The organism is Enterobacter sp. WI-ESBL-E8 (assembly GCF_053364895.1).
This window is the reverse complement of sequence record NZ_JBRWXJ010000001.1, coordinates 3,296,610-3,321,170: the sequence shown is the minus strand read 5'-3', so window position 1 is coordinate 3,321,170 and position 24,561 is coordinate 3,296,610. Positions and strand designations below refer to the sequence as shown.

General features: G+C 56.4%; 21 protein-coding genes. 13 read left to right on the top strand and 8 right to left on the bottom strand.

All coding sequences use genetic code 11. The annotated features are described in order from the left end of the window. Positions 1 to 141: 141 nt before the first annotated feature. Genes fruB through fruA form a run of 3 tightly spaced genes read left to right on the top strand, consistent with a single transcriptional unit; the run spans position 142 to position 3,912 of the window. Complete coding sequence (fruB, locus tag ACWHWP_RS15750; protein WP_447855978.1) at positions 142 to 1,272, top strand: fused PTS fructose transporter subunit IIA/HPr protein; 1,131 nt, start codon at positions 142 to 144, stop codon at positions 1,270 to 1,272. Further along, entirely contained in the window at positions 1,272 to 2,210 is a 939-nt protein-coding gene (fruK, locus tag ACWHWP_RS15745; RefSeq protein ID WP_014170919.1) for a 1-phosphofructokinase, read from the top strand. The genes fruB and fruK overlap by 1 nt, the downstream gene beginning before the upstream one ends. Before the next feature lie 16 nt (positions 2,211 to 2,226). Then, positions 2,227 to 3,912, top strand: coding sequence for a PTS fructose transporter subunit IIBC (gene fruA / locus ACWHWP_RS15740; protein ID WP_447855977.1), 1,686 nt, complete (start codon positions 2,227 to 2,229; stop codon positions 3,910 to 3,912). 48 nt (positions 3,913 to 3,960) lie between these two features. Here fruA and nfo read toward each other — a convergent pair whose 3' ends face one another. Together nfo and ACWHWP_RS15730 are read right to left on the bottom strand one after the other, a co-directional pair. Then, positions 3,961 to 4,818, bottom strand: coding sequence for a deoxyribonuclease IV (gene nfo, locus ACWHWP_RS15735; protein WP_447855976.1), 858 nt, complete (start codon positions 4,816 to 4,818; stop codon positions 3,961 to 3,963). Between the two features lie 63 nt (positions 4,819 to 4,881). Beyond that, positions 4,882 to 5,928, bottom strand: coding sequence for a YeiH family protein (locus tag ACWHWP_RS15730; RefSeq protein ID WP_447855975.1), 1,047 nt, complete (start codon positions 5,926 to 5,928; stop codon positions 4,882 to 4,884). 97 nt (positions 5,929 to 6,025) lie between these two features. Between ACWHWP_RS15730 and yieE the strand changes: the two genes are divergently transcribed. From yieE to cirA, 3 genes are all read left to right on the top strand, one after another. Then, a complete protein-coding gene (gene yieE / locus ACWHWP_RS15725) occupies positions 6,026 to 6,892 on the top strand; it encodes a DNA-binding transcriptional regulator YeiE (RefSeq protein ID WP_024908171.1) in 867 nt (288 codons plus the stop codon). 164 nt (positions 6,893 to 7,056) lie between these two features. Further along, positions 7,057 to 8,526: an amino acid permease gene (locus ACWHWP_RS15720; protein ID WP_023336352.1), complete on the top strand. Its 1,470-nt coding sequence runs from the start codon at positions 7,057 to 7,059 to the stop codon at positions 8,524 to 8,526. Between the two features lie 225 nt (positions 8,527 to 8,751). Next, positions 8,752 to 10,722: a catecholate siderophore receptor CirA gene (cirA, locus tag ACWHWP_RS15715; protein WP_059311497.1), complete on the top strand. Its 1,971-nt coding sequence runs from the start codon at positions 8,752 to 8,754 to the stop codon at positions 10,720 to 10,722. A gap of 99 nt (positions 10,723 to 10,821) precedes the next feature. Here the strand turns inward: cirA and fghA are convergent, their stop codons facing one another. After that, positions 10,822 to 11,649, bottom strand: a complete 828-nt coding sequence (fghA, locus tag ACWHWP_RS15710) for an S-formylglutathione hydrolase (RefSeq protein ID WP_447855974.1) — start codon at positions 11,647 to 11,649, stop codon at positions 10,822 to 10,824. Positions 11,650 to 11,787: 138 nt separating this feature from the next. Between fghA and ACWHWP_RS15705 the strand changes: the two genes are divergently transcribed. From ACWHWP_RS15705 to mglC, 7 genes are all read left to right on the top strand, one after another. Further along, positions 11,788 to 12,936: a YbfB/YjiJ family MFS transporter gene (locus tag ACWHWP_RS15705; RefSeq protein WP_063428784.1), complete on the top strand. Its 1,149-nt coding sequence runs from the start codon at positions 11,788 to 11,790 to the stop codon at positions 12,934 to 12,936. A 102-nt stretch (positions 12,937 to 13,038) separates the two neighbouring features. Beyond that, entirely contained in the window at positions 13,039 to 13,707 is a 669-nt protein-coding gene (gene folE, locus ACWHWP_RS15700) for a GTP cyclohydrolase I FolE (protein WP_023312471.1), read from the top strand. Between the two features lie 19 nt (positions 13,708 to 13,726). Continuing rightward, the gene (yeiB, locus tag ACWHWP_RS15695; protein WP_447855973.1) at positions 13,727 to 14,884 is read left to right on the top strand and encodes a DUF418 domain-containing protein YeiB; all 1,158 of its coding nucleotides are present in this window, start codon (positions 13,727 to 13,729) and stop codon (positions 14,882 to 14,884) included. 155 nt (positions 14,885 to 15,039) lie between these two features. Continuing rightward, positions 15,040 to 16,062: an HTH-type transcriptional regulator GalS gene (gene galS / locus ACWHWP_RS15690; protein ID WP_063957675.1), complete on the top strand. Its 1,023-nt coding sequence runs from the start codon at positions 15,040 to 15,042 to the stop codon at positions 16,060 to 16,062. A gap of 295 nt (positions 16,063 to 16,357) precedes the next feature. Beyond that, positions 16,358 to 17,356, top strand: coding sequence for a galactose/glucose ABC transporter substrate-binding protein MglB (mglB, locus tag ACWHWP_RS15685; protein ID WP_023312468.1), 999 nt, complete (start codon positions 16,358 to 16,360; stop codon positions 17,354 to 17,356). A 79-nt stretch (positions 17,357 to 17,435) separates the two neighbouring features. Next, positions 17,436 to 18,956: a galactose/methyl galactoside ABC transporter ATP-binding protein MglA gene (mglA, locus tag ACWHWP_RS15680; RefSeq protein WP_047174129.1), complete on the top strand. Its 1,521-nt coding sequence runs from the start codon at positions 17,436 to 17,438 to the stop codon at positions 18,954 to 18,956. A gap of 15 nt (positions 18,957 to 18,971) precedes the next feature. Further along, positions 18,972 to 19,982, top strand: a complete 1,011-nt coding sequence (gene mglC / locus ACWHWP_RS15675) for a galactose/methyl galactoside ABC transporter permease MglC (protein ID WP_029740401.1) — start codon at positions 18,972 to 18,974, stop codon at positions 19,980 to 19,982. A 50-nt stretch (positions 19,983 to 20,032) separates the two neighbouring features. Here mglC and ACWHWP_RS15670 read toward each other — a convergent pair whose 3' ends face one another. The 5 genes from ACWHWP_RS15670 to ACWHWP_RS15650 form a co-directional block, all read right to left on the bottom strand. Beyond that, positions 20,033 to 21,421, bottom strand: a complete 1,389-nt coding sequence (locus tag ACWHWP_RS15670) for a glutamine synthetase family protein (RefSeq protein WP_447856695.1) — start codon at positions 21,419 to 21,421, stop codon at positions 20,033 to 20,035. A 121-nt stretch (positions 21,422 to 21,542) separates the two neighbouring features. Continuing rightward, positions 21,543 to 22,262 carry an outer membrane permeability protein SanA gene (gene sanA / locus ACWHWP_RS15665; RefSeq protein ID WP_047346560.1) on the bottom strand — a complete coding sequence of 240 codons (720 nt, stop codon included), beginning with the start codon at positions 22,260 to 22,262 and terminating at the stop codon, positions 21,543 to 21,545. Between the two features lie 127 nt (positions 22,263 to 22,389). Next, positions 22,390 to 23,274, bottom strand: a complete 885-nt coding sequence (gene cdd / locus ACWHWP_RS15660; protein WP_059311492.1) for a cytidine deaminase — start codon at positions 23,272 to 23,274, stop codon at positions 22,390 to 22,392. Between the two features lie 129 nt (positions 23,275 to 23,403). Further along, complete coding sequence (locus tag ACWHWP_RS15655; protein WP_063428779.1) at positions 23,404 to 24,099, bottom strand: CidB/LrgB family autolysis modulator; 696 nt, start codon at positions 24,097 to 24,099, stop codon at positions 23,404 to 23,406. After that, complete coding sequence (locus ACWHWP_RS15650; protein WP_014884558.1) at positions 24,096 to 24,491, bottom strand: CidA/LrgA family protein; 396 nt, start codon at positions 24,489 to 24,491, stop codon at positions 24,096 to 24,098. Before ACWHWP_RS15650 ends, ACWHWP_RS15655 begins: the two co-directional genes overlap by 4 nt. Positions 24,492 to 24,561 lie beyond the last annotated feature (70 nt).

Below are 24,561 nucleotides of genomic sequence, written 5' to 3'. Positions count from 1 at the left end.
GAGTTTACTTGCAAGGCTTTGCAGAAAGCGCAAGACTTTTTGAAACGTTTCAGCGCTATCTTGTTTAAATAAACGGAGCAGGCTAGCGCATTTTTTCTCATTAAAGCTGAAACGATTCAAGTTCAGCAGGAGTGGAGAACCATGTTCCAGTTATCTGTTCAGGATATCCACCCGGGCGCTCAGGCCGGGGATAAAGAAGAGGCTATTCGCCAGGTTGCCGCCGCGCTTGTGCAGGCGGGCAACGTCGCGGACGGCTATGTAAACGGCATGCTGGCGCGTGAGCAGCAGACCTCAACCTTCCTCGGCAATGGCATTGCCATTCCGCACGGCACAACCGACACCCGCGATCAGGTGCTGAAAACCGGCGTTCAGGTTTATCAGTTCCCGCAGGGCGTGCTCTGGGGTGACGGTCAGGTGGCTTACGTGGCTATCGGTATCGCGGCCAGCAGCGACGAACACTTAGGCCTGCTGCGTCAGCTGACGCATGTCCTGAGCGATGACGCGGTAGCTGAACAGCTTAAGTCTGCCACGACGGCGGAAGAGCTGCGCGCCTTGCTGATGGGCGAAAAACAGAGTGAAGCGCTGAAACTGGATAACGAAACGCTGACGCTGGACGTGGCTGCCTCCGATCTGGTGACGCTGCAGGCGCTGAACGCAGGTCGGCTGAAAGAAGCCGGCGCGGCAGATGCCACCTTTGTCACCCGCGCGATCAACGATAAGCCGTTGAATCTGGGTCAGGGCATCTGGCTGAACGACAGTGCTGAAGGCAACCTGCGCAGTGCAATCGCCGTGAGCCGCGCGGCCAATGCGTTTGACGTCGAAGGCGAGCGCGCGGCCATGCTGGTGACCGTGGCGATGAACGACAATCAGCCAGTTTCCGTGCTGAAGCGTCTGGGCGACCTGCTGCTGAACAACAAAGCTGAAAAACTGCTGAACGCTGATGCCTCTACCGTGCTGGCACTGCTGACCAGTGATGATGCGCTGACGGATGACGTGCAGTCGGCGGAGTTCGTTGTGCGCAACGAACACGGCCTGCATGCCCGTCCTGGCACCATGCTGGTGAATACCATTAAACAATTCGAGAGTGAGATCACCGTGGCGAATCTTGATGGCACGGGCAAACCGGCCAACGGCCGTAGTCTGATGAAAGTTGTCGCGCTGGGCGTGAAGAAAGGCCACCGACTGCGTTTCACCGCGCAGGGTGCGGATGCTGAACAGGCGCTGAAAGCGATTGGCGACGCCATCGCGGCGGGTCTGGGGGAGGGCGCATAATGAGCAGACGTGTTGCGACTATTACGCTGAACCCGGCTTATGACCTGGTGGGATTTTGCCCTGAAATTGAGCGCGGCGAAGTCAACCTCGTGCGTACCACTGGCCTGCATGCTGCGGGTAAAGGGATCAACGTCGCGAAAGTGCTCAAGGATCTCGGTATCGACGTCACCGTGGGCGGATTCCTCGGTAAAGATAACCAGGATGGCTTCCAGCAGCTGTTCAGCGAGCTGGGCATTGCCAACCGTTTTCAGGTTGTTCAGGGCCGTACCCGTATCAACGTTAAGCTGACCGAGAAAGACGGTGAAGTGACCGATCTCAACTTCTCTGGCTTCGAAGTGACGCCGTCAGACTGGGAACGTTTTGTAAACGACTCGCTGACCTGGCTTGGCCAGTTTGACATGGTCTGCGTCAGCGGCAGCCTGCCGTCCGGCGTGAGTCCGGAAGCGTTTACCGACTGGATGACGCGCCTGCGCAGCCAGTGTCCGTGCATTATTTTCGACAGCAGCCGCGACGCGTTGGTTGCGGGTCTGAAAGCCTCTCCGTGGCTGGTGAAGCCGAATCGCCGCGAGCTGGAGATCTGGGCGGGCCGTAAGCTGCCAGAATTAAAAGATGTAATTGACGCTGCCCATGCGCTGCGCGAGCAGGGTATCGCTCACGTGGTTATCTCGCTTGGCGCAGAAGGCGCGTTGTGGGTTAACGCGTCTGGCGAATGGATTGCCAAACCGCCGTCGGTTGACGTTGTCAGCACCGTTGGCGCAGGGGATTCCATGGTTGGCGGCCTGATTTACGGTCTGCTGATGCGTGAATCCAGTGAACATACTTTACGTCTTGCCACCGCCGTTGCTGCCCTGGCCGTAAGCCAGAGCAATGTCGGTATTACCGATCGTACCCAGTTAGCCGCGATGATGGCGCGCGTTGACTTAAAACCTTTTAACTAACAGCAGGAGAGGAATAATGAAAACGCTGCTGATCATTGACTCCGGTCTCGGACAGGCTCGCGCCTATATGGCGAAGACCTTGCTGGGCGCGGCGGCACAAAAAGCACATCTGGATATTATCGATAATCCAGGCGATGCAGAGCTGGCCATTGTACTGGGCGATAAAATCCCGGCTGACAGTGCGCTGAACGGCAAAAAAGTGTGGCTGGGCGATATTAATCGCGCGGTGGCACACCCGGAACTGTTCCTGAGTGAAGCGAAAGGCCACGCGTCCGTCTACAGCGCGCCTGTGGCGACGGCACCGGCTGCGGCCGCAGGTCCGAAACGCATTGTGGCGGTGACGGCCTGCCCGACGGGCGTGGCTCACACCTTTATGGCGGCTGAAGCCATTGAAACCGAAGCGAAAAAACGCGGCTGGTGGGTAAAAGTTGAAACCCGCGGCTCGGTTGGCGCCGGCAACGCCATCACCCCTGAAGAAGTGGCGGAAGCCGATCTGGTGATCGTGGCGGCGGATATCGAAGTGGATCTGGCGAAATTTGCCGGTAAGCCTATGTACCGTACCTCTACCGGCCTGGCGCTGAAAAAAACCGCTCAGGAGTTTGATAAGGCGCTGGTGGAAGCGAAGCCGTATCAGGCAACCGGCGCGCGTCAAACCGCAACGGAAGGTAAGAAAGAGTCTGCAGGCGCCTATCGCCATCTCCTGACCGGCGTGTCTTACATGCTGCCGATGGTGGTTGCGGGTGGTCTGTGTATCGCTCTCTCGTTCGCATTTGGTATTACCGCGTTTAAAGAAGAAGGCACGCTGGCGGCTGCGTTGATGCAGATCGGCGGTGGATCCGCGTTCGCGCTGATGGTCCCTGTTCTGGCAGGCTTTATTGCCTTCTCCATCGCTGACCGTCCTGGCCTGACGCCGGGTCTTATCGGCGGTATGCTGGCAGTAAGCACCGGTTCCGGCTTTATCGGCGGTATCATCGCCGGCTTCCTGGCCGGTTACGTCGCGAAGCTCATTAGCGCGAAGCTGAAGTTGCCGCAGAGTATGGAAGCCCTGAAGCCGATTCTGATCATCCCGCTGATTTCCAGCCTGGTGGTCGGCCTGGCGATGATTTACCTGATTGGTAAACCTGTTGCGGGCATCCTGGCGGGTCTGACCCACTGGCTGCAAACTATGGGCACCGCGAACGCGGTTCTGCTGGGTGCTATCCTCGGTGGCATGATGTGTACCGATATGGGTGGTCCGGTGAACAAAGCGGCGTACGCCTTTGGCGTTGGCCTGCTGAGTACCCAGACCTACGCGCCGATGGCAGCCATCATGGCAGCCGGTATGGTGCCTCCGCTGGCGCTCGGTCTGGCGACGATTATTGCCCGCCGTAAGTTCGATAAAGCGCAGCAGGAAGGCGGTAAGGCCGCGCTGGTGCTGGGTCTGTGCTTCATCACCGAAGGGGCGATTCCGTTCGCGGCCCGTGACCCAATGCGCGTCCTGCCGTGCTGTATCGTGGGTGGGGCAGTGACGGGGGCTATCTCCATGGCGGTTGGCGCGAAACTGATGGCACCGCACGGCGGTCTGTTTGTTCTGCTGATCCCTGGCGCTATCACCCCGGTACTGGGCTACCTGCTGGCAATCGTTGCCGGTACGCTGGTGGCGGGTCTCTCTTACGCAGTGCTGAAACGTCCGGAAGCGGAAGTCGTGGCAAAAGCAGCGTAAGCAATAAACAACAAAAAAGCCGGGTTGCATTATGCACCCGGCTTTTTTTTATGCCGCCTGTTCAGCGGTTTGCTGCGCCTTGAGCCAGGCAATCTCTTCTGCCCAGATATCCGGATTGATGGTTTCAAGCACCATCGGAATACCGTCGAATCGGGCGTCCTGCATGATAAAGCGGAACGCGTCATGGCCGATGTTGCCTTCGCCCAGGCTGTGGTGGCGGTCAACGCGGCTGCCAAAGGCGCTTTTCGCATCGTTTAGGTGCATTCCGCGCAGATACTTAAAGCCCACGATGCGCTCGAACTCATCAAACGTGTTTTTCGTTGCCTCGGTCGTGCGCAGGTCATAGCCGGCCGCAAACGCGTGGCAGGTATCAATGCACACGCCGACGCGGGATTTATCTTCCACGCCGTCAATAATGGCCGCCAGATGTTCGAACTTAAAGCCGAGGTTGCTGCCCTGACCGGCGGTATTCTCAATCACCGCGGTGACGCCCTGGGTTTTATCCAGGGTGATGTTGATGGACTCGGCAATGCGCGCCAGACAGGCATCTTCATCGATTTGCATCAGGTGACTACCCGGATGGAAGTTCATCAGCGTCAGCCCCAGCTGTTCGCAGCGCTGGACTTCATCCAGAAACGCTTCGCGGGACTTATCCAGCGCTTCCTGAACCGGATGCCCGAGGTTGATCAGGTAGCTGTCGTGGGGGAGGATCTGGCCCGGCCCGTAGCGGTATTTCTCACAGGCGGCTTTGAAGTCATCAATCACTTCAGAGGTCAGCGGCGCGGCGCGCCACTGGCGCTGGTTTTTGGTGAACAGGGCGAAAGCGGTCGCCTCAATTTCGGCGGCGCGAATGGCGGCATTCGCAAGGCCACCTGCAGCGCTAACGTGCGCTCCAACATATTTCATAAAAAACTCCTGCTAACCCGAAACGCTTATGATAGCGGGTTAGCAGGAGAAGGACGAGATGGTTTATGCCATCAGGGTGTGCACGGCGAGGTTAATGGCACCACCGCCGACAATCAGCCAGATGAAGAGCACCAGCGCCATCAGCAGCGGTTTCGCACGAGCTTTTTTCAGCGCGCTGACGTGCGTGGTCACCCCCAGCGCCGCCATGGCCATCGCCAGCAGCACCGTATCCAGCGTCACCAGCATATCGACAACGGCTTTCGGCAGCAGGTGGAAGGAGTTGAAAATCGCCACCACGATAAACAGGATCGCAAACCACGGAATGGTGATTTTGCTTTTCTCGCTGCCGCCCGCCGGAGCCAGCTGTTTAACCCGCGCGGCCAGGAAAATCAGGAACGGCGCCAGCATCATTACGCGCAGCATTTTGGCAATCACCGCCGCGTTTTCGGCTTCCGGGTTAATGGCGTGTCCTGCGGCAACCACCTGGGCCACTTCGTGCATGGTTGAGCCAATATAAATGCCGTACGTTTCCGGGCTAAACCAGTGGGCAACCAGCGGATACATCGCCGGGTAGAGGAAAATTGCCAGCGTACCGAAGATCACCACCGTCGCCACCGCCACCGTCACCTTGCTGGCTTCGGCTTTAACGACGGGTTCCGTTGCCAGCACCGCCGCGGCCCCGCAAATACTGCTCCCGGCACCGATCAGCCAGCTGGTATGCTTATCCAGGCCAAAGACTTTCTGACCGATAAAGCAGGCCAGTAAAAAGGTGCTGGTGAGGGTCAGGACGTCGATAGCGATCCCGCTCACGCCCACGTCCGCAATCTGCGAAAAGGTGAGACGGAAGCCGTAAAGGATGATCCCGAGACGCAGCAGGTGCTGTTTGGCAAAGATCACGCCGCCGTCGCAGGATTTCCAGATATGCGGGTAAACGGTATTTCCCACGACCATGCCGAGCAATATTGCCAGGGTTAACGCGCTAAAGCCTGCCCCCGCGATGGCCGGAATACTTCCGCCCCATAGCGCCACGCCGGTAACCGCTGCGCTGAGCGCAAGACCCGGCACGAAGTGCCACACTGTACGATGATGTTGTAAGGTGATTTCTGACATAACCTTCTCCTTTGTCTGGCTAAAGGTTACGGCGCTCTGGCTTAAAAATAAAATTGATTATATACTTATAATCAATCTATATAAGTGGTAAGCAACCATGCACATTACATTGCGTCAGCTGGAAGTGTTTGCCGAGGTGCTGAAAAGCGGTTCGACGACCCAGGCGTCACAAATGCTGGCGCTCTCGCAGTCTGCGGTCAGCGCGGCGTTGACCGATCTTGAAGGGCAACTGGGCGTTCAGCTTTTCGACAGGGTAGGGAAGCGTCTGGTGGTCAACGAACATGGCCGTCTGCTCTATCCGCGCGCGCTGGCGCTGCTCGAGCAGGCTATCGAAATCGAACAGCTGTTCCGCGAGGATAACGGTGCAATTCGCGTTTACGCCAGCAGCACCATCGGGAATTACATTCTGCCGGAAGTGATTGCCCGCTACCGCCGGGATTTCCCGACCCTGCCGCTGGAGATGAGCGTGGGCAATAGCCAGGACGTCATCAACGCGGTGATCGATTTCCGCGTGGATATCGGCCTCATCGAAGGACCCTGCCATAACGTCGACATCATTGCCGAGCCCTGGCTGGAGGATGAGCTGGTGGTGTTTGCTTCCCCGGCCTCATCTTTACTGCAGGGGGAAGTGACGCTGGAACGCCTCGCGCAGGCGCAGTGGATCCTGCGCGAGCAGGGCTCCGGCACGCGTGAAATTGTCGATTATCTGCTGCTTTCCCATCTGCCGCATTTCCAGCTGGGGATGGAGCTGGGCAATTCAGAGGCCATCAAGCACGCGGTGCGCCACGGGCTGGGCATCAGCTGTCTTTCCCGGCGCGTCATTGCTGAACAGCTTGAGACGGGCTCGCTGGTGGAAATTCCCGTTCCGCTCCCAAAACTGGTACGCACCCTGTGGTGCATCCATCATCGTCAGAAACACCTTTCCAGTTCGCTGCAGCGTTTTCTGCGCTATTGCGAGATGTAATCTTCCCCTCTCCTCAAAGGGGAGAGGGGAAAGCCCCGATTTCTGCTTTACTTATAATCCTGGCCGAGTCATGAAGCTCTCTTATAACTGAGTATTTCTGCCGGAAGGAACGCGGATCGTCTGCTACAATCGCGCCTCATTTATTAAATGGACAGCATTTTCATATGGTTTCAGAAATTAAAACCACAGAAGCGCCCACGCTACGTCGTGAACTGAAGGCGCGTCACCTGACGATGATCGCGATTGGCGGCTCAATCGGTACAGGTCTTTTCGTTGCCTCCGGCGCAACGATTTCGGCAGCAGGCCCGGGTGGGGCACTTTTCTCTTATATTCTGATTGGCCTGATGGTGTACTTCCTGATGACCAGCCTGGGCGAACTGGCCGCGTACATGCCGGTATCCGGTTCGTTTTCGACCTACGGTCAAAAATACGTTGAAGAAGGCTTCGGCTTCGCGCTGGGCTGGAACTATTGGTACAACTGGGCGGTCACCATCGCCGTTGACCTTGTCGCCGCACAGCTGGTAATGAACTGGTGGTTCCCGGATACGCCGGGCTGGATCTGGAGCGCTCTGTTCCTGGCCGTCATCTTCCTGCTGAACTACATCTCCGTGCGCGGTTTCGGCGAAGCGGAATACTGGTTCTCTTTGATCAAAGTGGCAACCGTCATCATCTTTATCGTCGTCGGTGTGGCGATGATCGTTGGTATTTTCAAAGGCGCTGAACCTGCGGGCTGGAGTAACTGGGCGATAGGCGATGCGCCGTTTGCCGGTGGCCTCTCGGCGATGATTGGCGTGGCAATGATTGTCGGCTTCTCCTTCCAGGGGACCGAGCTGATTGGCATCGCCGCCGGTGAGTCAGAGAACCCGGAGAAAAATATTCCGCGGGCGGTCCGTCAGGTCTTCTGGCGTATCCTGCTGTTCTATGTGTTCGCGATCCTGATTATCAGCCTGATCATTCCGTACACCGATCCAAGCCTGCTGCGCAATGACGTTAAAGACATTAGCGTCAGCCCGTTCACGCTGGTCTTCCAGCACGCCGGCCTGCTTTCTGCCGCGGCAGTGATGAACGCCGTTATCCTGACCGCCGTGCTTTCAGCCGGTAACTCCGGGATGTACGCGTCCACCCGTATGCTTTACACGCTGGCATGCGACGGTAAGGCACCGCGTATCTTCGCGAAACTGTCCCGAGGCGGCGTCCCACGTAACGCGCTGTACGCGACAACGGTAATCGCCGGTCTGTGCTTCCTGACTTCCATGTTTGGCAACCAGACGGTGTACCTTTGGCTGCTTAACACCTCAGGGATGACGGGCTTTATCGCGTGGCTGGGCATTGCCATTAGCCACTACCGTTTCCGCCGTGGCTTCGTCAAGCAGGGTCACGATATTAACTCGCTGCCGTATCGCTCCGGCTTCTTCCCGCTGGGTCCCATTTTCGCCTTCATTCTGTGCCTGATCATTACGCTCGGACAGAACTATGAAGCGTTCCTGGCGGACACCATTGACTGGGGCGCCGTTACGGCGACCTACATTGGTATTCCGCTGTTCCTCGTCATCTGGTTTGGCTACAAGCTGACGAAAGGAACAAAATTCGTTCGCTACAGTGAAATGGAATTCCCGGAACGATTTAAACAATAACCGCACTTCCTCTCTCTTTAGCCCGCTCATTCGAGCGGGCTTTTTTATTCCCGCATCCTGAAACAAAGATATATTTCTTAACAATTTAATTGATAATAATTATCGTTTGCTTTATCGTTATCAAAAATAAGCGTGTCACCGACCCACCGTAGATGTGGGCGGCAAGGAAGACGCTGTGAGCGATGATGATTTGATTTAGTTGTATTTACCTCATGGAGATATGGAATGTTTAGGTTGAATCCCTTCGTCAGGGGAGGACTTTGTGCGTCCGCAATGTCCCTGGCCCTGCCTGTTATCGCAGCCGAATCCGGCGACACAATGGTTGTAACGGCCTCTGCGACCGAGCAAAACCTGAAAGACGCACCCGCAAGCATCAGCGTGATTACCCAGGAAGATTTGCAGCGCAAACCCGTTCAGAATCTGAAAGATGTGTTACGGGATGTGCCGGGCGTTCAGCTCACGAGCGAAGGGGACAACCGTAAAGGGGTAAGTATTCGCGGACTGGACAGCAGCTATACGCTGATCCTGATCGACGGCAAGCGCGTCAACTCTCGTAACGCGGTGTTCCGTCATAATGATTTCGACCTCAACTGGGTGCCGGTTGACGCCATTGAACGAATCGAAGTGGTGCGCGGACCGATGTCTTCTCTTTATGGTTCCGATGCGCTGGGCGGCGTGGTGAACATTATCACCAAAAAAATCGGCCAGAAATGGACGGGCACCCTGAGCGCCGATTCCACGATTCAGGAACATCGCGATCGTGGAGACACGTATAACGGTCAGTTCTATACCAGCGGCCCGCTGGTCGACGGCCTGCTGGGGCTGAAAGCCTACGGTAGCCTCGCGAAGCGTGAGAAAGACGCTCAGCAGAAATCCTCCACCACGGCGAGCGGTGAAACACCGCGCATTGAGGGCTTCACCAGCCGCGATGCGAATGTGGAATTCGCCTGGACACCGTCTGAAAATCACGACTTTACGGCGGGCTACGGTTTCGACCGTCAGGATCGTGACTCGGATTCCCTCGATAAGAACCGCCTTGAACGTCAGAACTACTCTCTCAGCCACAACGGTCGCTGGGGCGTCGGCAACAGCGAGCTGAAGGTTTACGGCGAAAAGGTGGATAACAAAAACCCGGGCAACAGCAATCCGATCACCTCAGAGAGCAACGCGGTGGACGGAAAATACGTGCTGCCGATGGGCGAAATCAACCAGCTGCTGACCTTCGGCGGCGAATGGCGTCACGATAAGCTGAAAGATCCGGTCAACCTGACGGGCGGTTCCAGCAGCAGTACCTCGACAAGCCAGTATGCTCTGTTCCTGGAAGATGAGTGGCGTATCTTTGAACCTCTGGCGCTGACCACCGGCATCCGTATGGACGACCATGATACCTACGGTGACCACTGGAGTCCGCGAGCCTATCTGGTCTACAACGCGACCGATACCGTAACGGTGAAAGGGGGCTGGGCTACCGCGTTTAAAGCGCCGTCACTGCTGCAGCTGAGTCCGGACTGGGTCACCGGCTCGTGCCGCGGTGCCTGTGAGATTGTTGGTAACCCGGACCTGAAGCCGGAAACCAGCGAGAGCTTTGAATTCGGTCTCTACTACAGCGGAGAAGAGGGCTGGTTAGAGGGCGTGCAGGCCAGCGTCACCACCTTCCAGAATAATGTGGATGACCGCATCAGCATCAGCCGTACGGCCAATGTGAATCAGGCGCAGGATTACCCTAACTACGTTGGCCTGAATGCGGACGGCGAACCGATTTTTCGCTACTACAACGTCAACAAGGCGCGCATCCGTGGGGTGGAGACCGAGCTGAAATTCCCGCTGGCGGAAGACTGGAAAGTGACGCTGAACTACACCTATAACGACGGTCGCGATATCAGCAACGGCGGCAATAAGCCGCTGTCCGATCTGCCGTTCCACACGGCCAACGGTACCGTTGACTGGAAGGCGACGCAGGACTGGTCGTTCTATGTTCAGGGCAACTACACCGGTGAGAAACGCGCGCTGACCAGCAGTGCACCAACGCCGGGTGGCTACGTCATCTGGAATACCGGCGCCGCGTGGCAGGCGACGAAAAGCGTGAAGCTGCGTGCGGGCGTGCAGAACCTGCTGGATAAAGATCTGAGCCGTGACGATTACAGCTATACGGAAGATGGCCGTCGTTACTTTGTCGGCGTGGATTATAAGTTCTGATGTAACCTTTATGCCCGGTGGCGCTTCGCTTACCGGGCCTACAAAACCCGCGAATGTAGGCCGGGTAAGGCGAAGCCGCCACCCGGCAATCATCAGCACTTATGCGAACAAATGCTCCGCATGGAAGCGGAGATGGTCCTCAATAAAGGACGCAATGAAGTAATAGCTGTGATCGTATCCCGGCTGAATGCGCAGCGTCAGCGGCCAGTCTTTCTGGCGCGCCGCCTCTGCCAGTACCGCAGGCTGTAGCTGACCGGCGAGGAACTGATCCGCATCACCCTGATCGATAAGGGTGGGAATGGCCTCTTCAGCGTTGCTGTTCAGCATCAGCGCGCAGCTGTCCCATGCCAGCCATTTTTCCGCATCCTCACCCAGATAGTGGGTAAAGGCTTTTTGCCCCCACGGCACCTGAGAAGGATTCACGATAGGGGCAAATGCCGACACGCTGGTGTATTTACCCGGGTTTTTCAGCGCCATTATCAGCGCCCCGTGACCGCCCATCGAGTGGCCGCTAATCGCGCAGCGGTGACCTACCGCAAACTGAGCCTGCACCAGGGCAGGAAGCTCATCGCGAATGTAATCATACATACGGTAGTGGCGCGCCCAGGGCTGTTCGGTCGCATTCAGATAAAACCCGGCGCCTTTGCCCAGGTCGTATCCTGCATTGTCGGCCACATCATCGCCGCGCGGGCTCGTGTCTGGCATCACCAGCGCAATGCCCAGCTCGGCGGCAATACGCTGCGCGCCCGCTTTGGTGGTGAAGTTTTCGTCGTTGCAGGTCAAGCCTGAAAGCCAGAACAGAACCGGTGGGTTTTCCGTCGGGGGCAGGAAGATACTGAACGTCATCGCACAGTTCAGAACGGTGGAGTCGTGCCGCCAGCGCTGCTGTCGACCTTCAAAACAACGGTGCTCTTCGAGCAGTTCCATGCAGGGCTCCTTAATGAGAATGCGCATTCATAACATCCATAATACAGCGTTTTCATTGACCTGTGAGCAACTTTCACTTTCACCGGACGGCGAGATGCTGCATCATAAATTTACTTTTCTTTAACATTTGGAGCGGTCATGGCGCTGCGTATTGCGCTCAGTGGGTTCGTCGTTCTGGTGGTGGCAATGGGGATCGGGCGCTTTGCCTTTACGCCCCAGGTGCCGCTGATGATTGCTGCCGGGCAGCTTACGCTGACCAGCGCGGGCCTGGTGGCGGCGATGAATTATCTGGGCTATCTGGTGGGCGCATGGGATGCGATGCGCGCGCACCGCTTTGTTGAAGCGCGCCTCTGGCTGGGCATTGCGGGTGCGGTGGCGTTGACGCTGCTCTCTGCCGCGGCGGATAACGCCGTTGTACACGGTCTGCTGCGCTTTGTGATTGGCTGCATGAGCGGCTGGTCGATGGTGCTGATTGCCGCCTGGACTAACGAGCGGCTGGGGCAGCTGGGTAAACCGGGCCTGAGCGCGGCCGTGTTTGCCGGCCCGGGGGCTGGTATTGCTCTGAGCGGGCTGCTCGCCGTCTATATCCAGGCGAAATCCCTCTCGGCCGGGGCGGCATGGCAAATCTACGGCGTGCTGGCGCTGGTGCTGATTGCCCTGGTGGCGCGCTACCTGCCGCGTTCCGGTCAACTACATCGACCGGGAACCGCGCCGGAGCCGCTGGTGCTGACGGCAGATTTAAAGCGTCTGGTCTGGAGCTACAGCCTGGCCGGGTTTGGCTATATCCTTCCGGCGACCTTCCTGTCGCAGATGGCGGCGGTGCGTTTTCCCGGCAGCCTGTTCGCCCAGTTCGTGTGGCCGATTTTTGGTATCGCCGCCGTGGTGGGGATTGCGCTCAGCATTCTGTTGCGCCATACCTCAACGGCTAACCGCAGGCTGGCTATCGTGCTGTGGTTACAGGGGGCTGGCGTGCTGGCGGCCTGGCTGCTGCCGGGAATAGGTGGATTGCTGACGGGTGGGCTGCTGGTGGGTGGCGGGTTCCTCTGCGCCGTTCAGCTCTCGCTTTTATACGGCCGCGAGCTGGCACCGAACCACACGCGGTATATGGCGGGTCTGCTTACTACCGGGTATGCCATAGGGCAGCTGGTAGGGCCGGTGACCTCGGCGTTATCGACCTGGCTTACCCACCGGCTGGAGCCTGCGCTGGGGCTGGCGGGCGTTGCGCTGTTCGTCGGCGGGGCTCTGGTCTGGAATCGTCACGCTGAAAGGCAGCAGCAATTGCAATAATTATCGTCGTGAATACTGGATTATGTGCGCGGCCTCACGCACAATGAGCGCATACTTTTGCCACAACGAGGGCAAAAGACGCCACACCTGCAGGAGAACAAAATGTCATCACTCAGTAAAGAAGCTGCCCTGGTCCACGAAGCCCTGGTTGCGCGCGGTCTTGAAACGCCACTGCGTCCGCCCGTACAGGATCTGGACAATGAAACCCGCAAGCGTCTGATTGCCGGTCATATGACCGAGATCATGGAGCTGCTGAATCTCGATCTGAGTGACGACAGTCTGATGGAGACGCCGCACCGCATCGCAAAAATGTACGTCGACGAAATTTTCTCGGGCCTGGATTACGCCAACTTCCCGAAAATTACCGTCATCGAAAACAAGATGAAAGTGGACGAGATGGTCACGGTACGCGATATCACGCTGACCAGCACCTGCGAACACCATTTCGTCACCATCGACGGTAAAGCGACCGTGGCGTATATCCCAAAAGATACGGTGATCGGCCTGTCGAAGATCAACCGCATCGTGCAGTTCTTTGCACAGCGTCCGCAGGTGCAGGAGCGTCTGACGCAGCAGATCCTGACCGCGCTGCAAACGCTGCTGGGCACCAATAACGTGGCCGTCTCTATCGACGCGGTTCACTACTGCGTGAAAGCGCGCGGCGTGCGTGATGCGACCAGTGCAACCACCACAACCTCTCTGGGTGGTCTGTTTAAATCAAGTCAGAATACCCGCCAGGAGTTCCTGCGCGCCGTTCGTCACCACAACTAAGTCTTACAGGGCAGGGACCATGGAGCGAAACGTCACGCTCGATTTTGTTCGCGGCGTCGCCATTCTCGGTATCCTGCTGCTTAATATCAGCGCCTTCGGTCTCCCGAAGGCGGCTTATCTCAATCCTGCATGGTATGGCGACATCACGCGCAGTGATGCCTGGACGTGGGCGATCCTCGATCTTTTCGCCCAGGTCAAATTCCTCACGCTCTTTGCCCTGCTGTTTGGCGCAGGCCTGCAGCTCCTCCTCAAACGCGGTACGCGCTGGATACAGTCGCGCCTGACGCTGCTGGTGCTTCTCGGGTTTATCCACGGTCTGTTCTTCTGGGACGGCGATATTCTTCTCGCGTATGGGTTAGTCGGGCTCATCTGCTGGCGCCTTATTCGCGACGCGCACAGCGTAAAAAGCCTGTTTAACACTGGCGTGATGCTCTACGTCATGGGGCTTGGGGTACTGCTGCTGCTGGGGATGATCTCCGGTGAGGCGACAAACCGTGCCTGGGTCCCGGATGCCGCTAACCTGCAGTACGAGCAGTTCTGGAAGCTGAAGGGCGGGTCGGAAGCGATAAGCAACCGTGCGGATATGCTGGGGGATAACCTCCTTGCGCTGGGCGCGCAATACGGCTGGCAGCTGGCGGGAATGATGCTGATGGGCGCGTCGCTGATGCGCACCGGCTGGCTGAAAGGCGAATTTAGCCTGCGCCACTATCGCCGCATGGGCGCCGGGCTGGTCCTGCTCGGCGTGCTGATTAACCTTCCGGCGGTGATTACGCAGTGGCACCTCCACTGGGATTACCGCTGGTGCGCTTTCCTGCTCCAGATGCCGCGTGAACTGAGCGCGCCGTTCCAGACCATCGGCTATGCGGCGCTGATCTATGGCTTTTGGCCAACGCTTTCTCGCCTGTGGATTGTCAGCGCTATCGCCTGCGTGGGCCGCATGGCGTTAAGCAATTACCTCCTGCAAACGCTGATATGCACCACGCTTTTCTATCGCTTTGGCCTGTTTATGAAATTCGACCGCCTCGCGCTGCTGGCGTTTGTTATCCCGGTCTGGGTAGTAAACCTGGCGTTTTCTGTTCTCTGGCTACGCTATTTCCGCCAGGGACCGCTGGAGTGGGTGTGGCGTCAGTTAACCGCACATGCTTCAGGGATATCATTGAAAAATACATCCAGATAACGATCTGGATCACAATCATTAACAAAACGGATGTAAGCGTTTTCATGAGTGTGAGCTTCTTCACGTAGTCCCCTTTCTCTCGCTGCCAAAATAGCCACCTTGCTAAACACAGGGGGTGTCTGTGAGTTGCTGCAATCCTTTGAAGGATGGTGAATATGATCACCATTCGTGACGTCGCCCGTCAGGCGGGCGTTTCCGTGGCTACCGTTTCGCGCGTGCTGAACAACAGCGCGCTGGTCAGCCCTGAAACCCGTGAAACCGTAATGAAAGCCGTGACCCAGCTCGGGTACCGGCCAAATGCTAATGCTCAGGCGCTTGCGACGCAGGTTAGCGACACTATCGGCGTGGTGGTGATGGATGTATCGGATGCCTTTTTCGGCGCGCTGGTGAAAGCGGTGGATGTGGTCGCCCAGCAGCATCAGAAATACGTCCTGATCGGCAATAGCTATCATGAGGCGGAAAAAGAACGCTACGCCATTGAAGTGCTGATTCGCCAGCGCTGTAACGCCCTGATTGTCCACTCAAAAGCCCTGAGCGACGAAGAGTTAATCGGGTTTATGGATCAGATCCCGGGCATGGTGCTCATCAACCGCATCGTCCCGGGCTATGCCCACCGCTGCGTCGGGCTGGATAACGTCAGCGGCGCAATGATGGCCACCAAAATGCTCATCAACAACGGGCATCAGCGGATCGGTTATCTGGCCTCCAGCCACCAGATTGAAGATGACGAACTGCGGCGCGAGGGGTGGCAAAACGCCCTGAAAGAGCACGGCATTACGCCATCAGACAGCTGGACTGGAACCGGGACGCCTGACATGCAGGGCGGTGAGGCGGCCATGGTGGAGCTGCTGGGGCGCAATCTGCAGCTTACTGCGGTGTTTGCCTATAACGACAGCATGGCGGCAGGGGCCCTGACGGCGCTGAAGGATAACGGCATTGCGGTGCCACAGCATTTATCACTCATCGGCTTTGACGATATTCCGATTGCCCGTTACACCGACCCACAGCTGACAACGGTGCGTTACCCCATTGCCTCTATGGCGAAACTGGCGACTGAGCTGGCGTTACAGGGGGCGGCAGGGCTGCTGGATCCGGGGGCAACACATTGTTTCATGCCGACTTTAGTGCGTCGTCACTCGGTCGCGCCCCGGCAAATTGTGGTTCCGATCACTAACTGATTACATGATGTGATGTAACCGTTTTCAATCTGTGAGTAAATTCACAGTATCTTAACAAGGCGCTGACTATGATGTCAGCGTTTTAGGGGCTGAAACGCTATGTAACGGTGATTATTCACTTTCACTATAGCCAATGTGCCGCAAACAACGAATAAAACGCATTTCTGGATCGTTACCGAACACGGAAGATAGAAATTTTATAAGTGAACTTCGGCTGTCAGTAACGTTTTATTAACACCTGCCCGCCGATCGTTATTCACAAGAACTACCCTGCATAAAAAAAACCGGAGATACCATGAATAAGAAGGTGTTGACCCTGTCTGCTGTAATGGCAAGCATGCTTTTTGGTGCAGCAGCGCACGCTGCGGATACCCGTATTGGTGTGACCATCTATAAATACGACGACAACTTCATGTCTGTTGTGCGTAAAGCAATTGAGAAAGATGCTAAAGCAGCGCCAGACGTTCAGCTGCTGATGAATGACTCCCAGAACGACCAGTCCAAACAGAACGACCAGATCGACGTTCTGCTGGCGAAAGGCGTGAAAGCCCTGGCCATCAACCTGGTTGACCCGGCTGCAGCAGGCACGGTGATTGAAAAAGCGCGCGGCCAGAACGTGCCAATCGTCTTCTTCAACAAAGAACCTTCCCGTAAAGCGCTGGATAGCTACGACAAAGCGTATTACGTCGGTACCGACTCTAAAGAGTCCGGTATTATTCAGGGCGATCTGATTGCCAAACACTGGGCGGCGAACCCGAACTGGGACCTGAACAAAGACGGACAAATTCAGTTCGTTCTGCTGAAAGGCGAGCCAGGCCACCCGGATGCTGAAGCCCGTACCACCTACGTTATCAAAGAGCTGAACGACAAGGGCCTGAAAACCCAGCAGCTGGCGTTAGATACCGCGATGTGGGATACCGCTCAGGCGAAAGATAAGATGGACGCGTGGCTGTCCGGCCCTAATGCGAACAAAATCGAAGTGGTTATTGCCAACAACGACGCGATGGCAATGGGCGCGGTAGAAGCGCTGAAAGCACACAATAAATCGTCCATCCCGGTATTCGGCGTGGATGCGCTGCCAGAAGCGCTGGCGCTGGTTAAATCCGGCGCGATGGCCGGTACCGTGCTGAACGATGCCAACAACCAGGCGAAAGCGACCTTCGATCTGGCGAAAAACCTGGCCGATGGCAAGGGCGCGGCAGATGGCACCAGCTGGAAAATTGAAAACAAAATCGTTCGCGTACCTTACGTGGGCGTAGACCAGTCCAACCTGGCTGAGTTTATCGGTAAATAAGTTATTCGTACTGTCTTCACTGGGCGCAATTCGTTGCGCCCTTTTATAACGCGATATGCGAGGCCAACAAGGTATAATTATGGTCAGCACAACTACTCAGTCATCCGGTGAATACCTGTTGGAAATGAGCGGTATCAACAAGTCATTTCCCGGCGTTAAGGCACTCGATAATGTTAATTTAAAAGTTCGTCCTCACTCTATTCATGCATTGATGGGTGAGAACGGTGCGGGTAAATCAACATTATTAAAATGCCTTTTTGGGATCTATCAAAAAGATTCTGGCAGCATTCTTTTTCAGGGGAAAGAGATCGATTTCCATTCAGCGAAAGAAGCGCTGGAAAACGGTATCTCAATGGTTCACCAGGAATTAAACCTGGTACTGCAGCGTTCGGTCATGGATAACATGTGGTTGGGGCGTTATCCAACCAAAGGTGTCTTTGTCGATCAGGACAAAATGTATCGCGACACCAAAGCGATTTTCGATGAGCTGGATATTGATATCGATCCGCGCGCCCGCGTGGGAACTTTATCCGTATCCCAGATGCAAATGATCGAAATTGCAAAAGCGTTCTCCTATGATGCGAAAATCGTCATCATGGACGAACCGACATCGTCATTAACGGAAAAAGAGGTTAATCACCTTTTTACCATTATTCGTAAGCTAAAAGATCGCGGCTGCGGCATTGTGTATATCTCGCACAAAATGGAAGAGATCTTCCAGCTGTGCGATGAGATAACCATCCTGCGCGACGGCCAGTGGATTGCCACGCAGCCGCTGGAAGGGCTGGACATGGACAAGATCATCGCCATGATGGTCGGCCGTTCCCTGAACCAGCGCTTCCCGGACAAAGAGAACAAGCCGGGTGAAGTGATCCTGGAAGTGCGCAACCTGACCTCGTTACGTCAGCCGTCTATCCGCGACGTCTCCTTCGACCTGCACAAGGGTGAAATCCTTGGGATTGCCGGCCTGGTAGGCGCAAAACGTACCGACATCGTGGAAACCCTGTTTGGCATCCGTGAGAAGGCTCAAGGCACCATTACGCTGCACGGAAAGAAAATCAATAACCACAACGCTAACGAAGCCATTAATAATGGTTTTGCGCTGGTCACGGAAGAGCGTCGTTCGACCGGTATTTACGCCTATCTGGATATTAACTTTAACTCGTTAATTTCTAATATTCGCAATTACAAAAACAAAGTCGGTCTGCTGGATAACTCCCGCATGAAGAGCGATACCCAGTGGGTTATTGACTCCATGCGCGTGAAAACGCCAGGGCACCGCACCCAGATTGGTTCGCTTTCGGGCGGTAACCAGCAGAAAGTCATTATCGGCCGTTGGTTATTAACTCAGCCAGAAATTCTGATGCTGGATGAACCGACCCGCGGTATTGACGTCGGCGCGAAGTTTGAAATTTATCAGCTGATTGCCGAGCTGGCGAAAAAGAATAAAGGGATCATTATTATTTCTTCCGAAATGCCGGAATTGTTAGGGATCACAGACCGTATTCTGGTTATGAGCAATGGTCTCGTTGCCGGTATTGTTGACACCAAAACGACAACGCAAAACGAAATTTTGCGTCTTGCGTCTTTGCACCTTTAAGATCAGGGGCTCCTCATGAGTGCGTTAAATAAAAAAAGTTTTCTCACTTACCTGAAAGAAGGCGGTATTTACGTTGTTCTTTTAGTACTGCTGGCTATCATCATTTTCCAGGACCCTACGTTCTTAAGCCTGCTGAACCTGAGTAACATTCTGACCCAGTCCTCCGTGCGTATTATCATTGCGCTGGGCGTGGCGGGCCTGATCGTGACCCAGGGGACGGACCTTTCCGCGGGGCGTCAGGTTGGTCTGGCGGCGGTTATCGCGGCAACCCTGCTGCAGTCGATGGAAAACGCCAACAAGGTGTTCCCGGAAATGGCCACCATGCCGATTTTCGTGGTGATCCTGATTGTCTGCGCTATCGGCGCGGTAATTGGTCTGATCAACGGCATTATCATCGCTTACCTGAACGTGACGCCGTTCATCACCACGCTGGGTACGATGATCATTGTTTACGGCATCAACTCCCTGTACTACGACTTTGTCGGTGCATCTCCTATCTCGGGCTTTGACAGCGGCTTCTCGACCTTTACGCAAGGGTTTATCGCGCTGGGCAGCTTCCGCCTGTCGTACATCACCTTCTATGCGCTGATTGCGGTGGCCTTCGTCTGGATCCTGTGGAACAAAACGCGCTTTGGTAAAAACATCTTCGCTATCGGCGGTAACCCGGAAGCGGCGAAAGTCTCCGGCGTCAACGTTGCCCTGAACCTGCTCTTCATCTACGCGCTGTCCGGCGTGTTCTACGCCTTCGGCGGGATGCTGGAAGCGGGCCGTATCGGCTCTGCCACGAACAACCTTGGCTTCATGTACGAGCTGGATGCGATCGCAGCCTGCGTGGTGGGTGGCGTCTCCTTCAGCGGCGGCGTGGGTACCGTACTCGGTGTTGTGACCGGTGTGATCATCTTTACCGTCATCAACTACGGGTTGACCTACATCGGCGTGAACCCGTACTGGCAGTACATCATCAAGGGCGCCATCATTATCTTCGCGGTCGCGCTGGATTCCCTGAAATACGCCCGTAAGAAGTAAGCGTCTCTCGCTATACCCGGCCCGCTCACCGAGCGGGCTTTTTTTATGCCCTACGCCAGATTTGACTCCTCCCGGGTCACAATGCGCTCAAACCAGTCGAGTTCCGAGAGCTTGCAGGCGACCCACTGGGCGGAAAAGGCTTCACCCAGGCTGTCGGTGAGATACTGACAGCGGGCAAATGTTTCAATCGCCTCCTGCTGAAACAGCGGCAGAGCGGGGTGATCCTGCTGCGGCTGCGGTAACTCCTCCTCGTCGATATTTTCCAGCCCGTACAGCATGCCGGTCAGGATGGTCGCGGCGACCAGATACGGATTCGCATCGGCCCCGGCCAGCCGGTACTCGATACGACGGTTGCTGTCATCCGAGCAGGGAATACGCAGGGCGGCGGCGCGGGTGTTATAGCCCCAGGAGTTAAACACGGGCTCCGTCAGGTTTTTACGCAAGCGACGAAACGCGTTGACGCCCGGCGCGAGAATGGCGACGGAGGCGGGCATCAGCGCCAGCTGGCCCGCGATGCACAAGCGCACCATGCTGTTGAGCGCGTTCACCGGTGAGGCAAAGACGTTGTCGCCGCGGCTGTCGTTGAGGCTGAAATGAAAGTGCAAACCGCTGCCGGAAAGCTCGCCGAAGGGCTTGGCCATAAAGTTGGCCTGCAGGCCGTGCTTTTCGGCAACGTATCGGGTCAGGCGGCGCAGCGCCAGCACGTTATCACAGACCTCAACAACGCGGTGGCTGTGCTTGAGGTTTAATTCGTACTGGCCGGACTCGGCTTCCGCCACGATCCCGGTCAGCGGGATGCGCTGAAGGTTTGCCAGCTGTTCCAGCTCGTCAAACAGCGCCGCGTGGGCTGCCGTGGTATCCATATGAAAACAGCCCTGATTTTGCGCATCATGGCGTTCATGCCCCGTCAGATAAAATTCGATTTCCGGGGCAATGACCGGGAAAAGGCCATGCTGGTGGAAGCGGGACAGGACGTTCTGCAGGATCGCGCGCGGCTCAAGCGGGCAGGGTTTATCGTCGGTGTCTCTCATGGTCAACAGGATCTGCGCGTTGTGCTGCGGATCCTGCGGACAGGGGCGCAGGGTGCCGGCAACGGGGAGGCAGAGCCGGTCGGGTTCATCATGAAGCGGGGTCGCAATTTTTCCTTTCTGGTCCATTGAGTAGACGGAAAGGGGAAAATAACAGCCGTTTTCCAGCGTCAGCATGCTCTCCACCGAGAGGCGCTTGCCGCGCATCGTGCCGTTGATATCGTTCAGGTAAACGTCAACGTGTTTCGTCTGCGGATAGCGTTCCAGGTAATCGGCCACTTCTACTGAAATGTTGTGCTGCAGGGCGTCAATTTTTTCATCAAGCCAGAGGCCAGAATTGAGTGTGCCGGGGAGTGATAAACCGGGGAAGTTAAAATACGGGCGGAGACTTTTCAGGAAAAACGCATTCATTATCGAGTTCATAGTCATTCTTCAATGAAGCCGTAGCGGCAGTGAACTCAGGTTAAAAGAGCCGGCGTAAAGGGGGGATAAAAAGCGTCAGGACCGGCGTAAAGAAAGTATAAAGGCAGGCCTATTTTTTCTCTTTTTTCTGCATATCCAGCAGCTGCTCCGGCGTCACCGCCGGATAACCCTGCGCGTCTTCCGGCACTTCATGCATCGCCGGGATCGGCACCAGCGGGCCTAAAAAGCGCGGTTCGCGTTTGAAAATATAGAGGTCGGCCAGGGCACCAAAACGGGCGCCAAACTCGCGGACGCGCACGCTCAGCATATCTTTTGGCGACGGCACCGCGTAGCACTGCGCCTGAATGCCCATGTGCAGGGCGATAAACAGCGCGCGCTCGCAGTGGAAGCGCTGGGTTATGATGATGAAGTCGTTGGTATCGAAGACTTTGCGGGTGCGTACGATGGAGTCCAGGGTGCGGAACCCGGCGTAGTCGAGCACGATATCGGCAGGGTCCACGCCCCCGGCAATCAAGTCCTTACGCATCGTCACCGGTTCGTTATAGCTTTGCAGGGCGTTATCCCCGCTCAGCAGCAGGTAGTTCACCTTGCCGCTGTTGTAGGCGTTCAGCGCGCCCTGAATGCGGTAACGGTAATACTGGTTAATGACGCCGGTGCGGTAGTACTTGGCGGTGCCGAGCACCACGCCAACCTGACGATAGGGCAGGTCCTGCAGGTCATCAAAAATGTAGGGGGCGGTTTTCCAGCTCATCCAGCGATCGAGACCCAGCACGATCAACAGCAGTATGCCGACCAGGACAGACAGGCTGTAAAAAACGCGCTTTAACATGCAGATGGCTCGTACCGAAGGTGAAATTTAACTCAGGCTACTTTACCCGCCTGGTTAGCGCAAGAAACAGAGACTCAACTGAGGGGTTTTTCAGCAAACGGGCGGGCATTTCTGCCCGCCGGAAGGATTACGCAAGCAGCACGCGGTCAATCGTCGTACAGCCGAGCGCCTTAAGCGTTGCGGCGGTCGCATCCCATTGAATCAGCGGCGCATCGGCAATTTCTGCCAGAATAGCGCGCTGTATGTCCGGGTAGTCATAGCCGTTCAGGCTCAGCAGGTTAAGTGCGCCCTGCAGCGGCGGCAGCGTTGGGTTAAACGCGGCGTTTTCCGCATAGCTGCCGCTAAAGATACGGCCATCGCGGCACTGCAGCGCCACGCCGCTCGGGGACTTGCTGTACGGCGTATGGCTCTTGTTGGCAGCGGCAATGGCCGCCTGGTTCAGGTCATCGCCAGACAGGGCGAAACCGTGGTCCTGCTCGTCCATCAGCAGCGTTTTGATCTCCAGATCTTTCGGGCCAAACGCGTCCGGCAGGTAATCCGCCAGCGTGTGCGGCGCGCGACCCGGCAGGTTGATGCGCAGCTGCAGCCCGCTGTTCAGCTCGTTCATGAACTGACGGCAGTGGCCGCACGGGGTGTAGTTTACGGTAATGGCGCTCAGCGCTTTTTCACCGCGCAGCCAGGCGTGACTGATGGCGCTCTGCTCGGCGTGAACGGTTTGCTGCATGGTTGCGCCCAGGAACTCCATATTGCCGCCGAAGTACCAGGTGCCGCTGACGCCCCGCGCAATGGCCCCGACGTTGAAGTGGGAGAGATCGGCCCGCGCGCAGGCGGCGGCCAGGGGGAGCAGTGCGAAAGCCAGCGCGTCTTCGTCCAGTCCCGTTGCCTGTTTCAGCATCGTGACCTGCTCAGCCGTCAGCAGGGCGGGGAAGTGTGCATCTGCCAGAACGGGAGCCAGGGCTGACTGCAAATTCTCTGCAAGCTGGGCGAAAGCAGCTTGAAAACGTGGGTGCATGGCGTTTGCCTCATAAAGGTTAATGGATCGGTAGTTTACGGAGCCGTCAGGGCTTTATATGTGATCCACTTCTCATTATGTATGCAACTTATGAAATCAAAATGAAATTTGCGCGACGCATCGCAAATTTTAGCCCATTGCCGCCAGGATCAGCGGGAAAATGAACGGGGCCAGCAGGGAGGTGATAATCCCGCAGATCACCAGCGCCAGGGAGCTAAATGCCCCTTCCTGATAATCCAGCTCCGCGCAGCGGGCGGTGCCCAGCGCGTGCGAGGCGGTGCCCATCGACAGCCCACGTGCAGCCTTAGTATGAATACGCATCGCGTTCAGCAGGGTGTGGCCAAACACCGCGCCGAGAATCCCGACGAAAATAACGCACATCGCGCTGATGGCCGGAATACCGCCGAGGCTGCCGCCGACCGCCATCGCGATAGGCGTAGTCACCGATTTCGGCAGGATAGAGGCCGCAATCTGCGGAGAAGCCCCCATCAGCAGCGCCACCGACGTCCCGGTGATCATCGCCACAAGGCTGCCCACAAAACAGATGGTAATGATGGATTTCCAGCGAGCGCGGATCTGGTGCAGCTGCTCATAAAGCGGAAAGGCAAGCGCGACAACGGCGGGCTGCAGCAGGTCGTTTAAAATTTTGCTGCCGGCAAAGTAGCGTTCATAAGGAATGCCGGTGAGCAGCAGGAACGGAATAATCACCACCATCGCCACCAGCAGCGGGTTCAGCAAGGGCATTTTGAAACGTGCGGCAAGCTTACGCGCGGCGAAGAACACCGCCAGGGTTAACGGCAGCGACCACCAGATATTGGCCATCATTTTTTTGTTTTCTCCCCAATCACGTTACGTTCGCCATGCACTAGATGCGAACTCCAGCTCACTACCAGGAAAACCACCAGCGTACTGACCGCGCAGGAGACCACAATCGGGCCGAACTGGGCCTTGAGCAAATCAAAATACTGCATGACCCCGACGCCGATAGGCACGAAAAGCAGCGCCATATAGCGAATGAGAACGAAGCAGCCGGGGTTGACCCACTTTGCGGGCAAGATTTGTAATGCCAGCAAAACAAAGAGGATCAGCATACCGATAATGCTGCCGGGAATGGTGATAGGCAGCAGCGACGCGATGAAAATCCCGGCATACAGGCAGGCGTAAATCAGGACGAATGCGCGCAGATATTGCCAGATAATGTTCAATGATTTACTCATGGTGATAGTCCTTGCTGAAACGCATTCATCATACAATTAAACCTAAAAATGTGCCATGGATCACATCATG